We start from the raw sequence: 21,664 nt of genomic DNA on the forward strand, positions 1-21,664 counted from the left end.
CGATTGTGGCGAAAAGGCCAGACGCGCATCATTTCTGCACAGCGGCAGCCAGCCCGATAACGCTGACTGCCATGTTGTCACATTGATTCTGACACTGGAGCACACTGGAATGATTAAAGTCACCAATCCTGCCGACGGCAGCCTCGTCGGCGAAGCACCGTTCATGCGCCACGACGAGGTCGCGGCCGCTATCGATCGCACCTGTGCCGCGTTTCCGGCATGGGCGGCAAAAAGCGCGAAACAGCGCAGCGACCTGCTGCGTGGCTGGTACGATCTGGTACGCGCCGATAAGCACCTGTTTGCTGAACTGATGGTCAGGGAGAACGGCAAATGCCTGAGCGAAGCGCTGGGCGAAATCGAGTACGGTCTCGGCTTTATTGAGTGGTATGCGGAAGAGGCCAAACGCGTCAACGGTGATACCCTGCCGTCGCAAGATGCTAACGCCTCCGTGCTGGTGGTAAAAGAGCCGGTCGGCCCGACCGCGGCCATCACGCCGTGGAACTTCCCGTTTATGATGATCACCCGCAAAATCGCTACCGCGCTGGCCGCAGGCTGCACCATGATCATCAAACCGGCAGAAGAGACGCCGCTTACCGCGTATAAACTGCTGGAGTATGCACGTCAGGCCGGTATTCCCGCGGGCGTGTTTGAGATGGTGACCGGCGATCCGCAAGCCATCGGCGAAGCTTTTACCAGCGATACGCGCATCCACAAAATCTCCTTCACCGGATCTACCCGCGTCGGCAAACTGCTGGCGCAGCAGTGCGGGGCCACGCTGAAAAAGATGACCATGGAGCTGGGCGGCAACGCGCCGTTTATCGTGTTCGCCGACAGCCCGCTGGAAGAGAGCGTGGCCGGGCTGGTCAGCGCCAAACTGCGTAATTCCGGCCAGGTGTGTATTTCGCCTAACCGCATCTTTGTGCATGACGCGATTTACGATGCCTTTGTGCAGCAACTGGTGAAAACAGTCAGTGAGATCCGCGTCGATCAGGGTATGCAGCAGGAATTTGTGGTTGGCCCGCTGATTAACCGCATGGCGCTCGATAAAGTCACCGCGCTGGTGGATGATGCGGTAGCACAGGGGGCGACGCTGCGCCTCGGCGGCAAGCCACACGCGAAGGGCGGGCTGTTCTATGAACCCACCATCCTGTGCGATCTGGACGCCTCGTTTGCCGTGCACAACACCGAGATTTTCGGACCGGTATTTGCCCTGTACCGTTTCAGTGATGAAGAGCAGGTGATTCGCTGCGCTAACGACACCGAATACGGCCTGGTAGCATATGCGTGGACGCGTGACGTTGGCCGCGCTTTCCGCCTGTCGAAAAAACTGGAAGCCGGCATGGTGATCCTCAATTCCGGCTCAGTCGGTACGGCGTCAGTGCCGTTTGGCGGTATCAAGCACTCCGGCTACGGCCGTGAGGGCGGCCATTACGGTATTGAAGAGTATGTGCAGGTAAAATATGTGCTGATGGCGGGACAACACCGCTAATCACGCTGCTGGCGCGGCGGCGACCCAGCCGGGATGCCGCCGCGCCGCGCGTTAGTATTCCACCTCCGCATCAGGCTGTGCGCCGTTATTGCGGATCAACTGCTGATACCAGAAAAAGCTCTTCTTGCGATAGCGCGCCAGATCGCGCAGATCGTGTTCATCGCGGTTAACGTAGATAAAGCCGTAACGTTTGCTGATGCCCTGATGGGTGCTGACCAGATCGATGGCCGACCACGGACAGTAGCCAAACAGCTCGACGCCATCGGCAATTGCCAGCCGCAGCTGAGTGATATGCTCGCGCAGATAGGCAATGCGATAGTCGTCATACACTTTGTTGCCCGCCTCCAGCGTGTCGAACGCACCGAGACCGTTTTCTGTGACAATCAGCGGCAGGCGATAGCGCGCGTAGATCTCCCGCGCGGTAATGCGGAAACCGACCGGATCGATATACCAGCCAAACTGATTCTGCTGCAGATGCGGATTGTTGCAGCCGACGTACACCGATTTGTCGATGCCGGCCATCTGCTGGTCGGCCTGCTGCTTGCTGTTCAGCTCACCGCGCGCGACCTCAGGCATGTCAGCACTGACGGTGGCCGATGCATAGTAGTTGAAGGCGATAAAGTCCGGCTGACCGGCGGCGATGGTCGCCATATCCTCCGGCTCAATGTGCGGCAGCCAGCCGCGCTGCTGCAGAAACGCCCACACTACGTTGTTGTAATGGCCGTGCACCGCCAGGTCGAGGTAGAGCCAGTTGCGGATCGCTGAAAAGTTATCGGCGGCCAGCACATCTTCCGGTCTGGCGCTGGCGGCATAGATACAGGAGATGTTCGGTGCCGGGCCAATTTTGGCCTGCGGCAAGCGCTGGTGACAGGCAATCATCGCTTTGGCCTGCGCCAGCATCATATGGTGATTCTGCTGATACAGCGTCTTCTGCGCATCCACCGTGCCGGCCGGCAGCGTGCCAATCACCTCGCCTTTGAGGATCATCATGTTCTGTTCATTGATGGTCAGCCAGTATTTCACCCGGTCGCCATAGTGCTCGAAACAGGTGATGGCGAAGCGCTCAAAAGCGGCCACGGTGCGCCGGTTTGACCAGCCGCCATCCTGCTGCAGCGCCCACGGCAGGTCGAAGTGATAGAGCGTGACCAGCGGCTCAATGCCGTGGCGGCAAATTTCATCAATCAGCTGCTGATAAAACGCAATGCCCGCCGGATTCAGCTCGCCGTCTCCCTGCGGATAGATGCGGCTCCAGGCGATGGAGAATCGATAGGTTTTCAGGCCCAGCTCCGCCAGCAGCGCGATATCTTCCCGGAAGCGATGATAGTGATCGCTGGTGACGGTGAAATCCGTCATCCCCTCAGGAAAATGGCCTTTATCGATCACCGACGGCCCTTTGCCGTCTTCGTTCCAGGCGCCCTCGACCTGATACGCCGAGGTTGAAGCGCCCCACAGAAAGCCGTGCGGAAACGCACCGGGGTTAAGATGTTGCATACTGCCTCCTTGTTAGTCCGCAGCCAGCTCGCGCCGCAGCTGGATGATCTCTTCCGCCAGTTCACGGCACAGCATGGCGTTCATCAGATGATCCTGCGCATGCACCATGATCAGATTGACCGGAATTTTGCCGCAGCCTTCGTCGGCACCGATCAATTCGGTCTGGATACGGTGCGCGGCTCTGGCCGCCTCGCTGGCTTCGCTCAGCAACGCATCGGCGCGTGGCCACTCTTTGCGCCGCGCCGCGCGCAGCGCTTCCATTGAGCAGGAGCGCGCTTCTCCCGCCTGAATAATCAGTTCCATGACCGTGCTCTCATCAATTTCCATCATGCCTCCTTAACCGGTTGCGCTGCGGCGGCCTGCTCAAGCTCCTGCTGCAGCAGTTGCCGCTCATAAATTTTGAAAAACGGGTAGTAAATCAGGGTGGCGATGGTTACCAGCACGGCAATCAGCACGATGACACGCCAGTCCCAGCCGGTCGACCAGGCCGCCCCGATCGGTGCCGGCGTGGTCCAGGGGGCCAGCGACACCACGTGGTTAATCAGGTGGGTTTTGGTGGCTGTCCAGGCGAGCGTGGCGTTGACTAACGGCGCGCAGATAAACGGAATGAACAGAATCGGATTCATCACCACCGGCGAACCGAAGATGACCGGCTCGTTGATGTTGAACATGCTGGGCACAATGCTCAGCTTGCCAATCGAGCGCAGATGCGCCGAGCGGCTGCGCAGGTAGAGCAGCACCAGCCCCATGGTGGAACCGGAGCCGCCAATAACGATGAAAAACTGCCAGAACGGCTCGATAAACACGTGCGTGATTGGCTCACCGGCGTTGAGCGCCTGCTGGTTGAGGCCAAGGTTAGTCAGCCAGAACGCCTGCAGAATGCCGCCGACAATCACCGCACCGTGAATGCCGGCGAACCACAGCATGTGGCACAGCAGCACCGCCACCAGCACCGCCGGTAACGAATCCGAGGCGGAGATAATCGGTGCGAACAGCGCCATGATCGCCTGCGGCAGCAGCAGGCCAAACTGCGCCTGCACCCACAGGCTGAGCGGAAACAGCGTGATGAAGATGGCGATGATCGGGATCAGCAGATCGAACGACTGACAAATTTTGGGCGGCACCTGCTCCGGCAGCTTAAAGCCGATGTTGTGCTTTTGCAGGAAGTGCATCAGCTCAGTGGCGAACAGCGCCACCAGAATCGCGGTGAAAATGCCCTCGCCGCCGAGTGAGCCAACCGGCAGCGTGCCGTTGCTCTGCGGCGCGGCCACCACCAGAAACGCCATCAGCGCCAGGCTGGCCGCCATAAAGCCGTTCATCTTGTAGCTGTTCGCCAGGTTATAGGCGATAGCGCTGGCGATATACAGCGCCATGATGCCCATGGTCATGTTATACGGCATCATGATTTGCGCTTCATGCGCGCGCACCATACCGAGCCACCACTGGGCAAACGCCCATGAACTGTCAGCTGAGAACGGCGGATGGGCAAACAGCAGCATAAACGAGCCCACAATCAGAAACGGCATCGAGGCGATAAATCCATCGCGGATGGCAATCACATGGCGCTGGCTGGAGAGGCGTCCGGCCAGCGGGCTGATGCGGTTTTCAATCACACCAAATAACGATTCGCTTATGCTGCTCATCGGCGAGCTCCTTGCATCAGGCAACAACAGAATAAGCCTGTGCATTGGTGCACAGGCGTAAACAATTATTTTATTTTCGAAACAATCGTCAGGCGTGAATCAGCTTTAGCGAATCATCTAATATTTTCGCGCCATTCATCATGCCGTAATCCATGCTATTAATCACAGTGATAGGCTTATTTAGCTGCTGCGCCAGCGGCTGGAAGTCCGCCAGTTTGTATTTAATCTGCGGCCCGAGCAGGCAACAGTCAAAGTTCGCGATCTGATCGTTAAACTCTTCAATGCCAACGGCTTTTATCTCAACCTCGACGCCCTTCTCTTTGGCGGCCTTCTCCATTTTCTGCACCACCATGCTGGTGGACATCCCGGCGGCGCAGCAGAGTAAAATCTTTGGCATCATTCAATCCTCAGTGTGGGGTTTAATTAACGAATACCCGCGCTAAAGATTTTCTGCAACCGGTTTCAGATTTGCGTTACGGATCTGTGAGAAATATCAAAAAGCGCGCTGCAAATTTAATCGGGATGCAATAATAAACGGAAGAGATTATGTGAAAGTCGGGGAACAGTGGCGCGGCCAGACACAGCGCGCCACCGGGGCAGAACGTCAGGAGATGGCGGAATCTTTTTGCTTGTCGGCTTCGAAGTGTGCCTTGAACTGTTCGTAGATGGAGATCATATTGGAGGCATCGCCGTGCAGCGGGCTCAGTTTACCGGCGCGCACCAGTTCGATGACCAGTTGCAGGGCGGCCTGTTTTGGGCTGCTGGCCGGATGGGCAATTTCATGAGACATCAGATATCACTCCTTATTGTTGTCAGTGCCGCACAGTTTAGCCCAGATTGTGCTGCTAATGGGCGCGGCGCTGGTTATCATCATCCTGTTCGGACAAAAAAGCCGCTCAGGCTGTTCATTGACGCCTGAGGCGTTTAGCTATACTGGATCAAAAAAAGGAACACACAGCCACGCATTCCGTACCACGGGAATGGTGCAGAAGGAGTCGGTTATGTTGATTGGTTTTGTCTTGTTAGTGAGCGCCTGCGGCCACGATGCCTGTGATGCCCTGCCGGTGTCGGAGCGGATTTACCCCACGAAAGTGGCCTGCGAACAGATGGCCGATCGCATCCATAAAGTCCGGCCGAACGTGGTGCTGCTTTGTGGGGAAGTGCACCGTTAATTCGGTGCCAGTGCGTCACCAATTGCATAAAAAACAGCCAGACGGCATTGCAACCTGGGCCCGCAGCGTTCAAAATATAAGCTGCTTTACACTATTACAGTTGTGAATCCCATGAAAAAAACTCGCCCCCGTCGTCCCAACGGACGCTGGGTTTATTACATTTTGTATGACGGCATTCTCTGGCCCTGTCCGGTGCGCTGGGAGTGGGAGAGCGGCTTCGGCGGCTGGCTGCCGTTTTACTATTCGCCCACCTTTGAATTTGTCGCGGGCGATCCGCGCAAGGCCTACCGCATTGCGCGCAGCAGCGTGCGCAATCTGCGCCAGCATGAGCATGACGGCGAATATGCCTGAGGCGTCAGAACTGCCACGGCAGCCACGAGGCTGTCAGCAGGTAGTGCACCAGTTCCAGCACCAGAATAATCATCACCAGCACCCCGAGCTTGTGGCGGCATACCCAATCCTTTAGCCCCATATCATCGCCGCCCAGCGAATCAGCATCAGCGCGCCGCAGATGCACAGCAACACCACAATCATCTTCCAGTGTTTTGTCGCAGCCAGTTTTTTTGCCATGTTTCCTCCAGACAGCAGAAAGCAACGATGCGCCCGCAGGCGCATCGCATAGTCTACCGCTGGTCACCCGTGAGGGCGATTAATTATTCAGCGTATAGTCGAGGGTGATTTCGGCATTCAGCACCTGAGACACCGGGCAGCCGGCTTTGGCTTTCTGAATGATTTCATCAAATTTGGCATCATCGATGCCCGGCAGCGCAATGGTGCTGTTGAGGGCAATTTTGGTGATGGCGAAGCCGTCGCCCTTTTTGTCCAGTGAAACATCGGCGGTGGTGTCGATGCTTTTCGGTGGATGACCGGCCTGGCCCAGCATCAGCGACAGCGCCATGGAGAAGCAGGCGGCGTGTGCCGCGCCAATCAGCTCTTCCGGATTGGTGCCCTTCTCGCCTTCAAAACGGGTGTTAAAACCGTATGGCTGGTTGCTGAGCACGCCGCTTTCAGTGCTAACCGTGCCTTTGCCTTTGATGTCGCCTTCCCAATGGGCCGATCCTTTCTTATGAATGGTCATGTCATTCCTCCTGTTAGTCAGACAGCTATTCAGTATAGACAAGAGCCGGCGCTTTGCCTGGCTTAGCGCACCGCGTGCGGGCGCGCCGGGCTGAGTCCGGCTTCGCTCAGCAATGCATTCGCCTGCACCAGCGAATCCTGGGTAATGTCCGCAATGGTTTTCGCGCCGGTCAGCGTCATCGCCACCCTCATCTCTTTCTCAACCAGACTTAGCAGATTCTCCACGCCGCGCTGGCCGTGCGTCGCCAGCGCATAGATAAACGCGCGTCCCAGCAACACGCTGTCAGCCCCCAGCGCGATCATGCGCACCACATCCAGCCCGTTACGAATGCCGCTGTCGGCCAGAATGGTGATGTCGCCCTTCACCGCGTCGGCGATGGCCGGCAGCGCGCGCGCCGACGACAGCACGCCATCCAGCTGACGTCCGCCGTGGTTGGAGACCACGATGCCATCGGCGCCAAAACGCACCGCATCGCGCGCATCTTCCGGGTCGAGAATGCCTTTGATCACCATCGGCCCTTCCCAGAATTCGCGAATCCACTCCAGATCCTGCCACGAGATCGACGGGTCGAAATTGTTCGCCAGCCAGCCGATGTAATCTTCCAGGCCGGTGGCTTTCCCCAGATAAGTGGAGATATTGCCGAGATCGTGCGGACGACCGTGCAGCCCGACGTCCCACGCCCACTGCGGATGGGTGGCCGCCTGCCAGTAACGGCGCAGCGCGGCATGCGGGCCGCTCATGCCGGAGTGCGCATCGCGGTAGCGCGCGCCCGGTGTTGGCATATCGACGGTGAACACCAGCGTCGAGCAGCCTGCCGCTTTGGCCCGCTCCAGCGCGTTGCGCATGAAGCCGCGATCGCGCAGTACATAGAGCTGAAACCACATCGGGCGAGCGATCGCCGGTGCCACCTCTTCAATCGGACACAGCGACACCGTCGACAGGGTAAACGGAATACCGCGATTGGCTGCCGCACGTGCCGCCTGCACTTCACCGCGTCGCGCGTACATGCCGCACAGGCCGACCGGCGCCAGCGCCACCGGCATCGACAGCGTTTCATTGAACAGCCGCGTTTCCAGACTCAGCTCAGCCATGTTTTTCAGCACGCGCTGACGCAGCGCCACGTCAGAGAGATCGGCCACGTTGCGCTTCAGGGTATGTTCTGCGTAGGCCCCGCCGTCCAGATAGTGAAACAGGAATGGCGGCAGGATACGTTGCGCCGCGGCGCGATAGTCACTGGCAGCAGAAATAATCATCAGTTGTCTTCCTTACGGGTAGCCTGCGTGGCGCCCGGTAACCGCGTGATGCGGGCCTGGCGCGCTTCGTCTTCATGCAGCGTTTTCATGGTGGTGTGAACAAAGCCGAGGTGATCCATCGCCGCCTGGCGCGCCGCGTCGGCGTCGCCCGCCATCACCGCATCGAACATCGCCTGATGCTGGGCGTTGAGCTGGTTGAAAATCACCGGCTGGGTGTACATACGCTGGCGGCTGTGCAGCACGGAGGATTGCAGCAGATCGAAAAATCCGCGCATGGTCTGCAGCAGCACCAGATTATGCGAGGCTTCGGCAATGGCGAGGTGGAAGCGCAGATCCGCCTGCGCGGCCAGTTCGGGATCGTCGCAGTCGTTCATTTGTATCAGCGCGTCAAAGGCATAGCGCAGCCGCTCTTTATCCGCCTCGGTGGCGCGCTGCGCGGCGTGCCAGGCGGTGCTGGCCTCAATCGCGTGGCGCGCCTCAAGAATATCCCAGCGGTAGTCAGGGTCGGCGGCCAGCAGCTGGCGAATAGGCTCAACGATGCGCTGTTCTGACCACGGCTCCTGCGGCTCGCACAGCCAGGTGCCGCCGCCGCGTTTACTGATCAGCACGCCACTGCTGATCAGCTGCTGGATGGCCTCACGCACCGACGAGCGCGACGCGCCGAAGCGGGCGGCCAGCGCACGCTCCGAAGGTAAACGCATGCCGGGTTTCAGCTGATGCTCTTCAATCCAGGCGCTAAGACGCGCGCGCAGCGTATCCGCCAGCCGCGGTGTGGGTTCAGTCATGGAATCATCCAGGTAAAGACATACGCCTGCAGCGTGGTGATCACGCCGACCATACAGGTAAAAATCAGGCTGTGTTTAACGGTAAACCGGAACAGATCGGACTCGCGCCCCACCAGCCCCACGGCGGCGCAGGCGATGGCGATCGACTGCGGCGAAATCATTTTACCAGTAACACCACCGGTGGTATTGGCGGCCACCAGCAGCACATCCGACACACCAATCTGCTGCGCGGTGGTCGCCTGCAGCGCGGCGAACAGCGCGTTAGAAGAGGTATCGGAGCCGGTCAGAAAGACGCCCAGCCAGCCGAGGAACGGCGAGAAGAAGGTGAAGGCCTGGCCGGTGTGCGCCAGCGCCAGGGCCAGCGTGGCCGACAGCCCGGAGTAGTTTGAGATGAACGCAAAGGCCAGCACCATGCCGATGGAGTAGATCGGCAGCGCCAGCTCCTTCAGGGTTTCGCCAAAGGTGCGCAGCGCCGCCGCCGGCTTCATACGCAGGAAAATCACCGAAATCAGCGCCGCCAGCAGGATCGCGGTGCCGGTAGCGGAAACCACGTCAAATTTGAACAGCGCCGCATACGGCGTTGCTGCGCTCACTACCGGCGGCATGCGTGCCACCAGTTCGTGCAGCAGCGGCACCGGCACGCTAAACACCCAGTCATACAGCGCGCCGCCTTTAGCGAACAGCGCTTTAAACGGCGGAATACTCCACAGCGTAACGGTCGCGGTAAGGAACAGGAACGGCATCCAGGCACGCACAATCTGCGCCAGCGTGTAGCGTTGCGTCCCTGAGGGCGCAGTCTCTGGCGCGGGCTCTTTAAAGCGGAAGATGCGCACCGGCTGCCAGCGGCGCAGAAACAGCGTCAGGCAGATCAGCGAAGCCAGCGACGAAATAATGTCCGGCAGCTCCGGGCCAAGGAAGTTAGAGCTGAGGTACTGGGCGATGGCAAACGAGCCGCCTGCCACCATCACCGCCGGCCAGGTCTCTTTGATGCCGCGCCAGCCATCCATGATCGCCATGATCCAGAACAGCACGATGAGGGTGAGAAACGGCAGCTGGCGTCCCGCCATCTGGCCAATCTGGAAGCTGTCCAGCCCGGTGACCTGACCGGCGACGATGATCGGAATCCCCATCGCGCCGAACGCCACCGGCGCGGTGTTGACGATCAGGCACAGGCCGGCGGCATAGAGCGGATTAAAGCCCAGCCCGACCAGCAGTGCGGCGGTGATCGCCACCGGTGCCCCAAAGCCTGCCGCGCCCTCTAAAAACGCGCCAAACGAAAAGCCGACGATCAGCATCTGCAAACGCTGGTCTGGCGTGATGGAGAGAATCGAGGCGCGAATGATATCGAACTGGCCGGTTTTCACCGAGATCTTGTAGACAAATACCGCCGCCACGATGATCCAGGCAATCGGCCACAGGCCGTATAAAAAACCATACGCCACCGACGCCAGCGCCTGGGGCACCGGCATGCCGTACAGCAACAGCGCCACCAGCAGCGCCAGCACCACGGTGATCGTACCGGCCTGATAGCCCTTCAGCTTGAGCTTAATCAGCGCGAAGAAGAAAAAAACAATCGGGATCACCGCCACCAGGCTGGATAGCCACAAATTGTTGAGCGGATCGTAGTTTTGTTGCCACACCTGCATGCCGTTTCTCCAGAGGTCACCAGAGGGATGCGGCGCATCGGCAAAAGCAGGCGTGCGCCGCAGATTGTTGCCCGGTTCCGCACCACAATTGGTAGGACCACATTGCGGCTGACGGGCTTTCTGGCTCCAGATAGTTAATGCATTGTTAACCCAAAGCAACGCGACAGGCGTGATTTTTCGTGTTATGTGACCATGTGGCTACATTTTTATAACATTGGTAGGACCAATCAGCGCGCAGCCGCACCAAAGGCGCGTGCATAGCTGCGCGGATGAAAACGCAGATTGAGTCCGATCAGCCCCAGCGTCACGACGCCCTGCATCAGCCATACGCTGGCAAAACTGTGGGTGAGCACCTGCAACTGACCGGCAATAAACGGCATGCAGCCGGCGATGATGAATCCTGCGCCCTGCATGAAGGCCACCAGCCGCGCGCCTGCCTGCGGCTGCGGCAGATGATCGAGCGCCAGCACCATCGCCAGCGGGAACGCGGCACCGAGACCGAAGCCGGCGATGGCGGCCCACAGCCACGGCGCCAGCAGCGGCGCAAAAAGAAACCCGCTCATCCCGGCCAGCTGACACAGCAGACTGACAATCAGTTGCGGACGGCGATCGGCACCGCGCGCCAGCAGCGGCATCAGCAGCGCGCCGGCAACCTGGCTCAGAATCATCACGCCCAGCAGCGAGCCGCCGGCCTGCGCCGACCAGCCCAGCCGGTGATACGCATCCGGCAGCCAGGCCACGCAGGTGGCATAGCCGCCGTTGACCAGGCCAAAGCTCAGCGCCAGCGACCAGGCGCGCGGCTTACGCCACAGCGGCGGCAGCGTTACCTGTGCGGCATCCGGCGCGGCAGGCACGCGCACCAGTAGCCACAGCAGGATAGCCAGCAGCACCGGCAGCGCCCAGCCGCTGAGCGCCAGCGGTACGCCAAGCTGCGCGCTGAGCCACGGCGACAGCGCCGCGCCCAGTCCACCGCCGCCCATCAGCGCGCCCGCCCACAGCCCGGTAACCGCCGCGCTGCGCCGGCTAAAACGCTGTCGAATCAGTCCCGGCATCGCCATCTGCACCACGCCGACGCCGATGCCGGCAAACAGCGCGCTGAGCACCAGCCCGCTGCCGCTGTTGATTACGCCGCGCGCCGCCAGCGCCAGCAGCAGCAGCGTCAGCCCGGCCAGCAGTAAGGGCTTTAAGGCCACGCGCTGCATCAGCCTGGCGCTGAACAGCGCCACCGCGCCCATCATCACCATCGGCACCGCCGGCAGCAGCGAGGCGGCCAGCCCTGACAGATGCAGGCTGTGGCGCAACTGGCCCAGCAGCGGACTGACCGAGGTCAGCAGCGGGCGCATGTTCAGCCCGGCCAGCACCAGCGCAGCCAGCGTTAACGTATTGGCATGTCGGTTCATAACCCATCCTGCAGTGAAAAGGTTGTCAGCATCGCAGCAGACAGTACTATTTGGAAATGAAATAACACCATGATGGGCAGTGGATAAATGAATCGTCAGCCAATGTTTACGCCGCAGCAGCTATTAAGCTTTGTGGCGGTGTGCGAGACCGCCAGCTTTACCCGCGCCGCCGAGCGTGTGCACCTGTCGCAGTCGACGGTCAGTCAGCAGGTGCGGCGGCTGGAAGAGATGGTGGGTAAAGCGCTGTTACAGCGCACCTCACATCAGGTGGCGCTGACCGAAGAGGGAGAAAAATTGCTCGGCTACGCGCGGCGCATCATCGCCCTTAACGGCGAAGCGCACGATGTGCTGAGCGATAAGTGGCGCGACGGCATTGTGCGCATTGGCGTGCCGGAGGATTTTGCCGCCCCGACCGCCAGCCTGCTGGCCGGATTCAGCCGACAGCATCCGCAGCTGCGTCTTGACGTGATGAGCGGCATGTACGTCGATCTGCATCGCGCATGGCAGCGCGAAGAGCTGGATCTGATGCTGATCAAGCAGCCGGGCGGCGATCGCCCGCTGGCCGCCCGGCCCGAGCCGCTGCTGTGGCTGGACAGTGCCGAACATCCCTGCTTTGACCAGACGCCGCTGCCGCTGGTGGTGTTTCCGCAGCAGGGGCTGTATCGCGAAGAGATGTGTCAGACGCTGGATGCGCTCGGCCGCAGCTGGCGCATCAGCTACAGCAGCGCCAGCCTGGTGGCCCTCGCCAGCGCCAGCGCCGCCGGTCTCGGCCTGACGCTGCTGCCCGCCAGCTGCCGCCTGCCCGGTCACCGCGTGCTGGGCAGCGCTGAGGGTTTACCAGTGATCAGCCATTTCGAGCTGGCGCTGTTCTGCCGTAAGCCGCAGGATGCGCTGCAACAGGCGCTGGCCGCTGCGCTGGTGCAATTCTGCCAGCTACAGTGGCAGTGATTTTTCCACTGCCTGGCAGTGGGAAATATCGCAGCGCGGCGGCGTCGGTTTTGCCAGATTAGGTTTTTTCCTTTTGCCTGGAGTTTCCGATGCCTCTGACCGCTTCCAGCCGCCGTGATTTCCTCAGCCACGGCGTGCGCCTTACTGCCGCAGGCAGCCTGATGATGGCTGGCATGAGCAGCGCCGCCCGTCCCGACACACCACCGGTCTCGTCCACCCCGCCGCCTGCCGTGGCGCACTATCAGCTGCTGAATGTGCGCCTCGAAGAGGGATTTGAGCGCGACGGCGCGGAGATAGTCGCCACCCGCACTGCGCTGTACGACATCACCATTAAAGAAGGCAAGTTCAGCGCCATTAGCGCCGCCGGCCAGGCGCGCCAGCCTGCCCTGCCGCAGTGGGATGCCGGCGGTGCGCTGCTGTTACCGCGCACGCGGGACATGCACATCCATCTGGATAAAACCTTCTACGGCGGACCGTGGCAGGCACCGCGCCCGCGGCAGGGCAAGACCATCATGGATATGATTGCGCGCGAGCAGGTGCTGATTCCCCAGCTGCTGCCAACCTCGCAGGCGCGCGCCGAAGCGCTGATTGGCCTGCTGCAAAGTAAAGGCAGCACCGAAGCGCGCAGCCACTGCAACATCGATCCAGTCAGTGGCCTGAAAAGTCTCGAACATCTGCAGCTGGCGCTGGCCAACCATCCGGCGTTTCGCTGTGAGATCGTCGCCTTTCCGCAGCATGGTTTGCTGCATTCGCAGGTCGATGGTCTGATGCGCGAGGCGATGCAGCTCGGCGTGCAGTATGTCGGTGGGCTGGATCCCACTAACGTGGACGGCGCCATGCAGGCTTCACTTGATGCGATGTTCCGCATCGCGCTCGATTACGATCGCGGCGTGGACATTCATCTGCATGAGACCAGCGCCGCCGGCGTGGCAGCCATTCAGTACATGATCGCCACTATCGCCCGTAACCCGCAGCTGAAAGGCAAAGTGACGCTGAGCCACGGTTTCGCGCTCGCCACGCTGGAAGGTAAGGCGCTGGATGAGATTATCGCTGGCATGGCCGAACAGCAGATGAGCGTGGCGTCAACGATTCCGATTGGCAAGCTGACGATGCCATTGCCGCAGCTGCAGGCAGCCGGCGTGACGGTGATGACCGGCACCGACAGCGTGATTGATCACTGGTCGCCGTTCGGTACCGGCAGCATGCTGGAGAAAGCCAATCTGTATGCCCAGCTGTATCGCGGATCGGATGAGTTTGGCCTGAGCCGCGCGCTGCATATCGCCACCGGCGGCATTCTGCCGCTCGCCAATAGCGGGGAGCGCCAGTGGCCGCAGCAGCAGGATGAAGCCAGTATGATGCTGGTCGACGCCAGCTGCTCGGCGGAAGCCGTGGCGCGCATTGCGCCGGTGCGCGCTACGTTCCAGCGCGGCACGCCGGTATTCAGCGCCTGAAGGCGCATCGCAGCCAGCACCAGCACGCCAGACCCGGCCACAAAAAAGCCTCCCGCAGGAGGCTTTGGAAGGTGACACCGGCGCGGCAAGCCCGATGATAATGCTGGATTTAAGACAACATCTGAATCGCCAGCGCATACAGGCGCTGGTGCTCATCGTCATTAACAGGCTCTTCTTCCGCATAACAGGCAATCATGGAGCTGACTTTATCGGAGGATAACGTCTCTCCATGCAGATGCAGCGTTAGCACGGCGCGGCCGACGATTTTCAGAACGTCTTCGTTTTGTCCCTGGACATAGTGACTCAATGAGGTGACCTCTGAAGTAATTATTAATTGCCAAATGGCGCGCTAAATATAAAGCAAAGCGGTTAGGATTTTTACTCAGATTTTCCGAATAACGCCTAACATATAAGCGAAATATCACTGAAAATCACCGCAACGTGCCGCGATAATGCCGTATTGCTGCGGCTAATATCATTTTTTCCCTCGAAAAAGCGTTTTTACCGTTCGTGCTGCCTCGTGTGAAATTCGGAACATTCATTAAAACTTTGCGATAGTTGCACCTCATCATTGACCTGACAAAGCGCAACGGCTGACTAATTTCATCGCGTGATTATTGCCGCAATTGCCGTTGCCGATAGCCCGCCTTTCTGCCAGACTGGCCGCCGCTATTCCTGCTACTATCAGAGATGCTCCTGTGACTGCTTTTTCTACCCTGACGCAACTGCCTGCCAGCCAGCTCGACAACCTGCGCGAGATGGGCTTCGACGCCATGACGCCGATCCAGGCCGCTTCCCTGCCGGCCATCCTTAGCGGACGCGATGTGCGGGCGCAGGCGCAAACCGGCAGCGGTAAAACCGCCGCCTTCGGTATTGGCGTGCTGAACCGCATCGACAGCGGGCGTTTTCATACCCAGGCGCTGGTGCTGTGCCCGACGCGCGAACTGGCCGATCAGGTCAGCAACGTGCTGCGTCAGCTGGCGCGCTTCACCCGCAACATCAAGATCCTGACGCTGTGCGGCGGCCAGCCAATGAGTGCGCAGCGCGACTCGCTGGTGCATGCGCCGCATATTGTGGTCGGCACGCCGGGGCGCATCCTCGATCATCTCAAGCGTGACAATCTCGATTTGAGTCAGTTGCAGAGCCTGGTGCTGGACGAAGCCGATCGCATGCTGGAGATGGGTTTCCGCGACGATATGGAAGCCATCATTGGCTTTACGCCGGATTCGCGTCAGACGCTGCTGTTCTCGGCCACCTGGCCCGATATCATTGCCAGCCTGAGTCAGCGCTTTCAGCGCGATGCGCTGGCAGTAGCGACCGAAGCGCAGTCGGAACTGCCGGCGATTGAGCAGCAGTTTATTGAAGCCAGCGCCAGCGAGCGTATCAACCTGCTCAGCGCCCTGCTCAGCCAGCAGCAACCGGCTTCCTGCGTGGTGTTCTGTAACACCAAACGGGAATGCGATGAGATTGCGGCCGCGCTCAACGATCGCCAGATCAGCGCGCTGGCGCTGCACGGCGATCTGGAACAGCGCGATCGCGAACGCGTGCTGATTCGCTTTGCCAACGGCAGCATCCGCGTGCTGATCGCCACCGACGTCGCCGCACGCGGCCTCGACATTAAATCGCTGGCGCTGGTGGTTAACTTCCAGCTGGCGTGGGATCCGGAAGTGCACATTCACCGCATTGGCCGTACCGGCCGCGCCGGCGAACAGGGGCTGGCGGTCAGCTTTGTAGCGGCCGACGAAATGGTGCGCGCTCATGCGCTGGAAGATTACCTGCAGCAGAAGCTCAACTGGCAGCCGGCCAGCACGCTGAAAGGCAAAGGCGCACAGCCGCTGCCGGCGGCGATGATGACGCTGTGCATTGACGGTGGGCGTAAAGCCAAGATGCGTCCCGGCGATATTCTGGGCGCCCTGACCGGTGAAGCCGGTTTCAGCGGCGATCAGATCGGTAAAATCGATCTCACCCCGACCCATGCGTATGTCGCCATCGACGCCGCGCAGGCGAAGAAAGCGCTGATCAAACTGAAAGAGGGCAAGATCAAAGGCAAAAGCGTGCGCGCGATTCTGCTGAAGTAACTGTTGTGAGCGTGAGGGCGATCGCCCTTACGCTAAATTTTCATCGCCCTTCCCTTCATTTTTTTCCTCCGCTGCCGATAAGTTAATCATGGCGCTATTGCCCTGCCCTTTACTCCGCCCAGATTCTGCCCCGAGGCCACAATGGATAATTTTCAGAAAGAGATCGATGAACGCGCCAACCTTGCGCTTTCTAACAAGTTCGAACTGCTGCTGTTCCGGCTGGGTTCCGATCGGCTGAAAGGCAAGTCTGAGCTGTACGGCATCAACGTATTTAAACTGCGTGAAATTGTGCCGATGCCGACGATTACCCGCGCCGCTGGCATGAATTCACCGCTGCTCGGCATGGCCAGCATTCGCGGCCAGTTTATTCCGGTGATCGACCTGCCGGCAGTAACCGGCTGCAAACCGGAAACCGGCCTCAACCTGCTGCTGGTGACCGAATACGCGCGCAGCACCCAGGCATTTGCCGTGGAATCGGTGGAGAACATTGTGCGTCTCGACTGGAATCAGGTGCACACGGCGGAAGCGGGTATCGGCAGCCGTAACATCACCAGCATCGCCTGTCTGGACACCGACGGTCAGAGCAACAATCTGGCACTGGTGCTCGATGTCGAGCAGATTCTGTATGACATCATTCCGTCGGTGCGTGGCGTCGAGCCGAGCGAAGAGACGGCGAAGAATTTCAACCTTAAACCCGGCCAGGTAGCGATTGTTGCTGAAGACTCCAAAGTGGCGCGTCAGCTGCTGGAACAGGGGCTGAAAAGCATGGGCATTCCGGCCATCATGCACAATACCGGGCTTGAAGCGTGGATTAAAATCAGCGAGATGCAGAAAGAAGCGCAGGCTAACGGCGAGTCGATTCACGACAAAATCGCGCTGGTGCTGACCGACCTCGAAATGCCGGAGATGGACGGCTTTACCCTGACGCGTAACATCAAGCGCGACGACGCGCTGCGGCAGATTCCGGTGGTGATTCACTCTTCGCTCTCAGGCAGCGCCAACGAAGATCACGTGCGCAAAGTGGGCGCTGACGGTTACGTCGCTAAGTTTGAAATCAACGAGCTTTCCAGCGTGATTTATCGCGTGCTGGAGAAGAAGCGCTAAGCGCTTACACCGATTATCCCCTCAGGCGCGATGTTCGCGCCTTTTTTGTGCCCGCTCGCCTGCCTTCAGCAGCGTTACCGTAACGACGTATTTATCCTGTCTTACTGATCTATTAATCGTCTTAGGTCACCATGAATGGTGACCCTACAGGGTCTCTGCGCGTTTTTTGCAGGGGGCAGTTTATTGCGCATTCCGCCACGGTGCGGGAAATGAAATGCGCGATGAATCGCGCCGCTACGGTTTGTGCGACGGGATAATGCAGATATCCCATCCGCAATGAATCATGATGGCGCGACGTGTCACGCAGATATTCCTTCCATGTGATGCCGCTGATAACCGCACGGGTGGTAGCGGCGCAATTTATTGCGCATTCCGCCGCGGTGCGGGAAATGAAATGCGCGATGAATCGCGCCGCTACGGTTTGTGCGACGGGATAATGCAGATATCCCATCCGCAATGAATCATGATGGCGCGACGTATCGCGCAGAAATTCCTTTCATAAGATGCCGCTGATAACCGCACGGGTGACTAATATTCCTTTCATGTGATGCCGCTGATGACCGCACGGGTGGTAGCGGCGCAATTTATTGCGCATTCCGCCGCGGTGCGGGAAATAAAATGCGCGATGAATCGCGCCGCTACGGTTTGTGCGACGGGATAATGCAGATATCGCATCCGCCTCTGCGCGTTTTTGTAGGGTGCGCAATTTTGCGCACCGGCACAGGCCGTGACGCCAGCTAATTACGACCAGTGATTAATCAACCTTAAGACCTCTTAACCGTTTTGTGACAAATCCCTAAAAAATTAAAGTTAAAACATTAGCAACCGATAACTTTAGCGCCTGCGCTGGTGGCGCCAGACCCGTCTCGTCGCAATGGCAAAAAATCTTTCCTTTACACATCATCGACATATTGCAGACCCATCGTCTGCGTTTCCATTTTAATACAACAGCATTCTGGCATTGCGGGGAGATCCAATGTTGAGCTTAAAGAATATGAAGGTCGGCGTCCGTCTGGGCATCGCCTTTGGCTTAGTGGTGGCACTACTGGTGGTGATTGGTATCACCTCAATCATGAAGATCAACAACATTAAGAGCGGCATTACTTCGATTGTGGAAGATCGCTATGTAAAAGTGCGGCTCGGCTTTGACGTGCGCGATGGCGTCAACGATCAGATCAAATACCTGCGCGGCATCGTCATCGATACCACCCGACCGCAGTTCAACGTGCAGCGCTTTCAGCAGCTGGCAGACGCCACCGCCCGTACCAACGCGGCGATGAAGAAGATCGAAGCGATTCAGATTACCGCCGTGGGCAAGAAGAAAATTGCCAGCCTGCTGGCTGCCAGTCAGCAGTTTGAACAGCAGAAAAATGAGGTGCTGGATCTGGTGCGGGCCGGTAAAGCCGATGACGCCAGCTACTACGTACTGAAAAAAATTACCGCCGTGCAGAATGCCTACCTCGACCTGGCGGTGGCATTTGCTGATTCCCAGTCCTCGCAGCTCCAGCAGGAAGGCGCCGGCATTATCGACGATGGCACCACGGCGATTGAAGTCACGCTGGTGTTCTCCGCGCTCGCCATTCTCGCTGCCGTGGTGATGGGCTGGCTGCTGACCCGTTCGATTGTGCATCCGCTGAATGAAGCGGTGACCATCGCCAGCAAAGTGGCTGCCGGCGATCTCAGCTCGCGCATTGAAATACGCAGCAAAGATGAAACGGGCGCGCTGATGCAGGCTCTGCAGGCGATGAACGATAACCTGCTGACCATTGTTTCCGATGTACGCGCCGGATCCGACACCATCGCCGTGGCGTCCAGCCAGATCTCCAGCGGCAACATCGATCTCTCTTCGCGCACTGAACAGCAGGCCAGCTCGCTGGAAGAGACGGCGTCCGCGATGGAGCAGATGACCGCTACCGTGAAGCACAACGCCGACAATGCGCGCGAAGCCAACTCGCTGGTGGCGAAAACTTCCGGCGTCGCCAAAGAAGGCGGTGAAGTGATGGAGCAGGTGATTGTGAAGATGGAGGCGATTGCCCTCTCCTCGAAGAAGATTGTCGATATCATCAGCGTGATCGACTCTATCGCCTTCCAGACCAATATCCTGTCGCTCAACGCGGCGGTCGAAGCGGCGCGCGCTGGTGAACAGGGTCGCGGATTTGCCGTCGTCGCCACCGAAGTGCGTAACCTGGCGCAGCGCTCTGCCTCCGCGGCGAAAGAGATCAAAGTGCTGATTGAAGACTCAGTGGCGAAGGTGGATGAAGGCAGCCGTCTGGTGACGCACGCCGGTTCGACCATTGGTGAGGTCGTCAATAGCGTAAGCAGCGTGGCGGAGATCATGAGCGAAATCACCATCGCCAGCAGCGAACAGAGCAGCGGCATCAGTGAAATCAATCAGGCCATTACGCAGATGGAAGCGGTGACGCAGCAGAACGCCGCGCTGGTGCAGGAAGCGTCCGCTGCGTCTCAGGCGCTGCAGGAGCAGGCCGATCGTCTGGCGCAGTCGATGAGCGTGTTTAAAACCGCTGCGGTTTAAAACAGACAGCCCCGATCTGCATGCGTCAGACGGGGCCGTTCAGTGTCGCAGGCGTTGTCTTGGCGGTGCGCATCGGGTCCGGCGCACCGCGCCCTGCTGTTAATTCATCAGCGAATAAGCGATGGATGAAATCGCCAGAATCCCCACCAGCACCACAAACAGGTTGCTGACTTTGCCGCTGTACTGGCGCATCGCCGGGACTTTATGAATAGCGTACATCGGCATCAGGAACAGAATCATCGCAATCACCGGCCCGCCCAGCGTCTCAATCATGCCGAGAATGCTCGGGTTCAGTGTGGCAACCAGCCAGGTGGTCAGCAGCATAAACAGCGTGGTCAGGCGATTCATTTTCTGCGGCGTGATGGTTTTGCCGCGGCTGCGCAGCGACTTCGCCACCATGCCGTTGAAGCCTTCACGCGCGCCCAGATAGTGGCCGAGGAACGATTTGGTGATCGCCACGATGGCGACAATCGGCCCCATCCAGGCAATCATCGGCACGTTAAAGTGGTTCGCCAGATAGGACAGAATGGTGATGTTCTGCGCCTTTGCTGCCTGTAAATCGGCGGGCGACAGGCTCAGCACGCAGCTGAACACAAAGAACATCACGGTCACCACCATCATCAGATGGGCGCTGGCGAGAATGCGTGAACACTTCTTCTCCGCGCCGGCACCGTACTCGGCGCGTTTCGCCACGGCAAAAGACGAGATAATCGGCGAATGGTTGAAGGAGAACACCATCACCGGAATCGCCAGCCACAGCGTCATCCAGATACTGCTGTCGCTACCGCTTTGCGCAAACGATAAGGTCTCCAGCGCCGCACCGTGCCAGTGCGGCACCAGATACGCAGCCAGCAACATCAGCACTGCCACAAACGGAAACACCAGCACGCTCATCGCTTTGACAATCATCTGCTCGCCGAAGCGCACCACCGTCATCATGCCAGCGATCAAAATCAGCGACAGCAGCGCACGCGGCGGCGATACCAGCCCGAGCTGGTGCACAATAAAGCTGTCCACGGTATTGGTGATCGCTACGCTGTACATCAGCAGGATCGGGTAGATGGCAAAGAAGTAGAGCAGCGTGATGATCTTACCGGCGCCGACACCGAAATGCTCTTCCACTACGTCCGTGATATCCGCACCGGGATTTTTGCCGGAGAGCACAAAGCGCGTCAGCGCACGGTGCGCAAAGAAGGTCATCGGGAAGGCGAGAATCGCCATGATGAGTAATGGAATCAACCCACCCGCGCCGGCGTTAATCGGCAGAAACAGTACCCCTGCGCCAATCGCGGTGCCGTACAGGCCCAGCATCCACACCGTATCACTCTTGCGCCAGCCGGTTGCTGCCGCCTCCACCGTACCAAGGGTACCGGTTTGTGAGTTATCCATCTGTCTCTCCAAAATTGTCTCAAATGCAGCCGGAACGACGGCTAAAAATTCGCGGCGGCCTGCAGCGTGCGGTCGCTTAACAAAACGCGCCTATGCTACCCGTTTTTGCCCGGCGTGGATTGCCGCAACGCAAGACATGCATCACAAAGGCGGTAAAAATGCGCGAGATGGCGATAAAAGCAACAATAACGCACAAAACACGCA

22 protein-coding genes are annotated in these 21,664 nt (G+C 59.1%); 8 read left to right on the plus strand and 14 right to left on the minus strand.

Going from position 1 to position 21,664, the window contains the following annotated elements; translation table 11 throughout:
• Positions 1–109: 109 nt before the first annotated feature.
• On the plus strand, positions 110–1,489 hold the full coding sequence (locus C1N56_RS15020; RefSeq protein ID WP_394516822.1) for an NAD-dependent succinate-semialdehyde dehydrogenase: 1,380 nt from the start codon (positions 110–112) through the stop codon (positions 1,487–1,489).
• Between the two features lie 51 nt (positions 1,490–1,540).
• Here the strand turns inward: C1N56_RS15020 and C1N56_RS15025 are convergent, their stop codons facing one another.
• The 5 genes from C1N56_RS15025 to C1N56_RS15045 form a co-directional block, all read right to left on the minus strand.
• On the minus strand, positions 1,541–2,980 hold the full coding sequence (locus C1N56_RS15025) for a glycoside hydrolase family 1 protein (protein WP_394516823.1): 1,440 nt from the start codon (positions 2,978–2,980) through the stop codon (positions 1,541–1,543).
• A gap of 12 nt (positions 2,981–2,992) precedes the next feature.
• Positions 2,993–3,307, minus strand: a complete 315-nt coding sequence (locus C1N56_RS15030; protein WP_010618140.1) for a PTS lactose/cellobiose transporter subunit IIA — start codon at positions 3,305–3,307, stop codon at positions 2,993–2,995.
• Positions 3,307–4,623, minus strand: coding sequence for a PTS sugar transporter subunit IIC (locus C1N56_RS15035; protein WP_394516824.1), 1,317 nt, complete (start codon positions 4,621–4,623; stop codon positions 3,307–3,309). The genes C1N56_RS15030 and C1N56_RS15035 overlap by 1 nt, the downstream gene beginning before the upstream one ends.
• A gap of 88 nt (positions 4,624–4,711) precedes the next feature.
• Positions 4,712–5,020 carry a PTS sugar transporter subunit IIB gene (locus C1N56_RS15040; RefSeq protein ID WP_031279665.1) on the minus strand — a complete coding sequence of 103 codons (309 nt, stop codon included), beginning with the start codon at positions 5,018–5,020 and terminating at the stop codon, positions 4,712–4,714.
• A 207-nt stretch (positions 5,021–5,227) separates the two neighbouring features.
• Positions 5,228–5,413: a hypothetical protein gene (locus C1N56_RS15045; RefSeq protein ID WP_021507248.1), complete on the minus strand. Its 186-nt coding sequence runs from the start codon at positions 5,411–5,413 to the stop codon at positions 5,228–5,230.
• Positions 5,414–5,471: 58 nt separating this feature from the next.
• Here C1N56_RS15045 and C1N56_RS15050 point away from each other — a divergent pair, with 58 nt between their 5' ends.
• Both C1N56_RS15050 and C1N56_RS15055 read left to right on the plus strand, forming a co-directional pair.
• Positions 5,472–5,795 (plus strand): hypothetical protein, encoded by a 324-nt coding sequence (locus C1N56_RS15050; RefSeq protein ID WP_125310664.1) that lies wholly within the window; start codon positions 5,472–5,474, stop codon positions 5,793–5,795.
• Positions 5,796–5,906: 111 nt separating this feature from the next.
• The gene (locus tag C1N56_RS15055) at positions 5,907–6,146 is read left to right on the plus strand and encodes a hypothetical protein (RefSeq protein ID WP_021507249.1); all 240 of its coding nucleotides are present in this window, start codon (positions 5,907–5,909) and stop codon (positions 6,144–6,146) included.
• Between the two features lie 111 nt (positions 6,147–6,257).
• Here the strand turns inward: C1N56_RS15055 and yniD are convergent, their stop codons facing one another.
• From yniD to C1N56_RS15085, 6 genes are all read right to left on the minus strand, one after another.
• Positions 6,258–6,365, minus strand: coding sequence for a small membrane protein YniD (yniD, locus tag C1N56_RS15060; RefSeq protein ID WP_021507251.1), 108 nt, complete (start codon positions 6,363–6,365; stop codon positions 6,258–6,260).
• Positions 6,366–6,444: 79 nt separating this feature from the next.
• The gene (locus C1N56_RS15065) at positions 6,445–6,873 is read right to left on the minus strand and encodes an OsmC family protein (protein ID WP_021313986.1); all 429 of its coding nucleotides are present in this window, start codon (positions 6,871–6,873) and stop codon (positions 6,445–6,447) included.
• A 62-nt stretch (positions 6,874–6,935) separates the two neighbouring features.
• Positions 6,936–8,126, minus strand: a complete 1,191-nt coding sequence (gene lldD, locus C1N56_RS15070) for an FMN-dependent L-lactate dehydrogenase LldD (RefSeq protein WP_394516825.1) — start codon at positions 8,124–8,126, stop codon at positions 6,936–6,938.
• Positions 8,126–8,911 (minus strand): transcriptional regulator LldR, encoded by a 786-nt coding sequence (gene lldR / locus C1N56_RS15075; RefSeq protein ID WP_058757996.1) that lies wholly within the window; start codon positions 8,909–8,911, stop codon positions 8,126–8,128. The genes lldD and lldR overlap by 1 nt, the downstream gene beginning before the upstream one ends.
• A complete protein-coding gene (gene lldP, locus C1N56_RS15080) occupies positions 8,908–10,557 on the minus strand; it encodes an L-lactate permease (protein WP_394516826.1) in 1,650 nt (549 codons plus the stop codon). Before lldP ends, lldR begins: the two co-directional genes overlap by 4 nt.
• A gap of 227 nt (positions 10,558–10,784) precedes the next feature.
• Positions 10,785–11,957, minus strand: coding sequence for a cyanate transporter (locus C1N56_RS15085; protein ID WP_394516827.1), 1,173 nt, complete (start codon positions 11,955–11,957; stop codon positions 10,785–10,787).
• Positions 11,958–12,044: 87 nt separating this feature from the next.
• Between C1N56_RS15085 and C1N56_RS15090 the strand changes: the two genes are divergently transcribed.
• Both C1N56_RS15090 and C1N56_RS15095 read left to right on the plus strand, forming a co-directional pair.
• Complete coding sequence (locus tag C1N56_RS15090; RefSeq protein WP_031279666.1) at positions 12,045–12,905, plus strand: LysR family transcriptional regulator; 861 nt, start codon at positions 12,045–12,047, stop codon at positions 12,903–12,905.
• Between the two features lie 89 nt (positions 12,906–12,994).
• Positions 12,995–14,356: an amidohydrolase family protein gene (locus tag C1N56_RS15095; RefSeq protein ID WP_394516828.1), complete on the plus strand. Its 1,362-nt coding sequence runs from the start codon at positions 12,995–12,997 to the stop codon at positions 14,354–14,356.
• Between the two features lie 109 nt (positions 14,357–14,465).
• Here the strand turns inward: C1N56_RS15095 and C1N56_RS15100 are convergent, their stop codons facing one another.
• The gene (locus C1N56_RS15100; RefSeq protein ID WP_010618157.1) at positions 14,466–14,663 is read right to left on the minus strand and encodes a hypothetical protein; all 198 of its coding nucleotides are present in this window, start codon (positions 14,661–14,663) and stop codon (positions 14,466–14,468) included.
• 391 nt (positions 14,664–15,054) lie between these two features.
• On the opposite strand from C1N56_RS15100, the gene dbpA reads away from it, so the two are divergent.
• On the plus strand, positions 15,055–16,434 hold the full coding sequence (dbpA, locus tag C1N56_RS15105; RefSeq protein ID WP_394516829.1) for an ATP-dependent RNA helicase DbpA: 1,380 nt from the start codon (positions 15,055–15,057) through the stop codon (positions 16,432–16,434).
• A 141-nt stretch (positions 16,435–16,575) separates the two neighbouring features.
• A complete protein-coding gene (locus C1N56_RS15110) occupies positions 16,576–17,538 on the plus strand; it encodes a chemotaxis protein (RefSeq protein ID WP_021507259.1) in 963 nt (320 codons plus the stop codon).
• 121 nt (positions 17,539–17,659) lie between these two features.
• Here the strand turns inward: C1N56_RS15110 and C1N56_RS15115 are convergent, their stop codons facing one another.
• Complete coding sequence (locus C1N56_RS15115) at positions 17,660–17,989, minus strand: hypothetical protein (RefSeq protein WP_394516830.1); 330 nt, start codon at positions 17,987–17,989, stop codon at positions 17,660–17,662.
• Between the two features lie 525 nt (positions 17,990–18,514).
• Between C1N56_RS15115 and C1N56_RS15120 the strand changes: the two genes are divergently transcribed.
• Positions 18,515–20,071 (plus strand): methyl-accepting chemotaxis protein, encoded by a 1,557-nt coding sequence (locus tag C1N56_RS15120; RefSeq protein WP_136547420.1) that lies wholly within the window; start codon positions 18,515–18,517, stop codon positions 20,069–20,071.
• Positions 20,072–20,170: 99 nt separating this feature from the next.
• On the opposite strand, the gene C1N56_RS15125 is transcribed toward C1N56_RS15120, so the two are convergent.
• A complete protein-coding gene (locus tag C1N56_RS15125) occupies positions 20,171–21,460 on the minus strand; it encodes an HAAAP family serine/threonine permease (protein WP_394516831.1) in 1,290 nt (429 codons plus the stop codon).
• Positions 21,461–21,664: the final 204 nt, after the last annotated feature.

The organism is Pantoea sp. SGAir0175 (assembly GCF_043547855.1).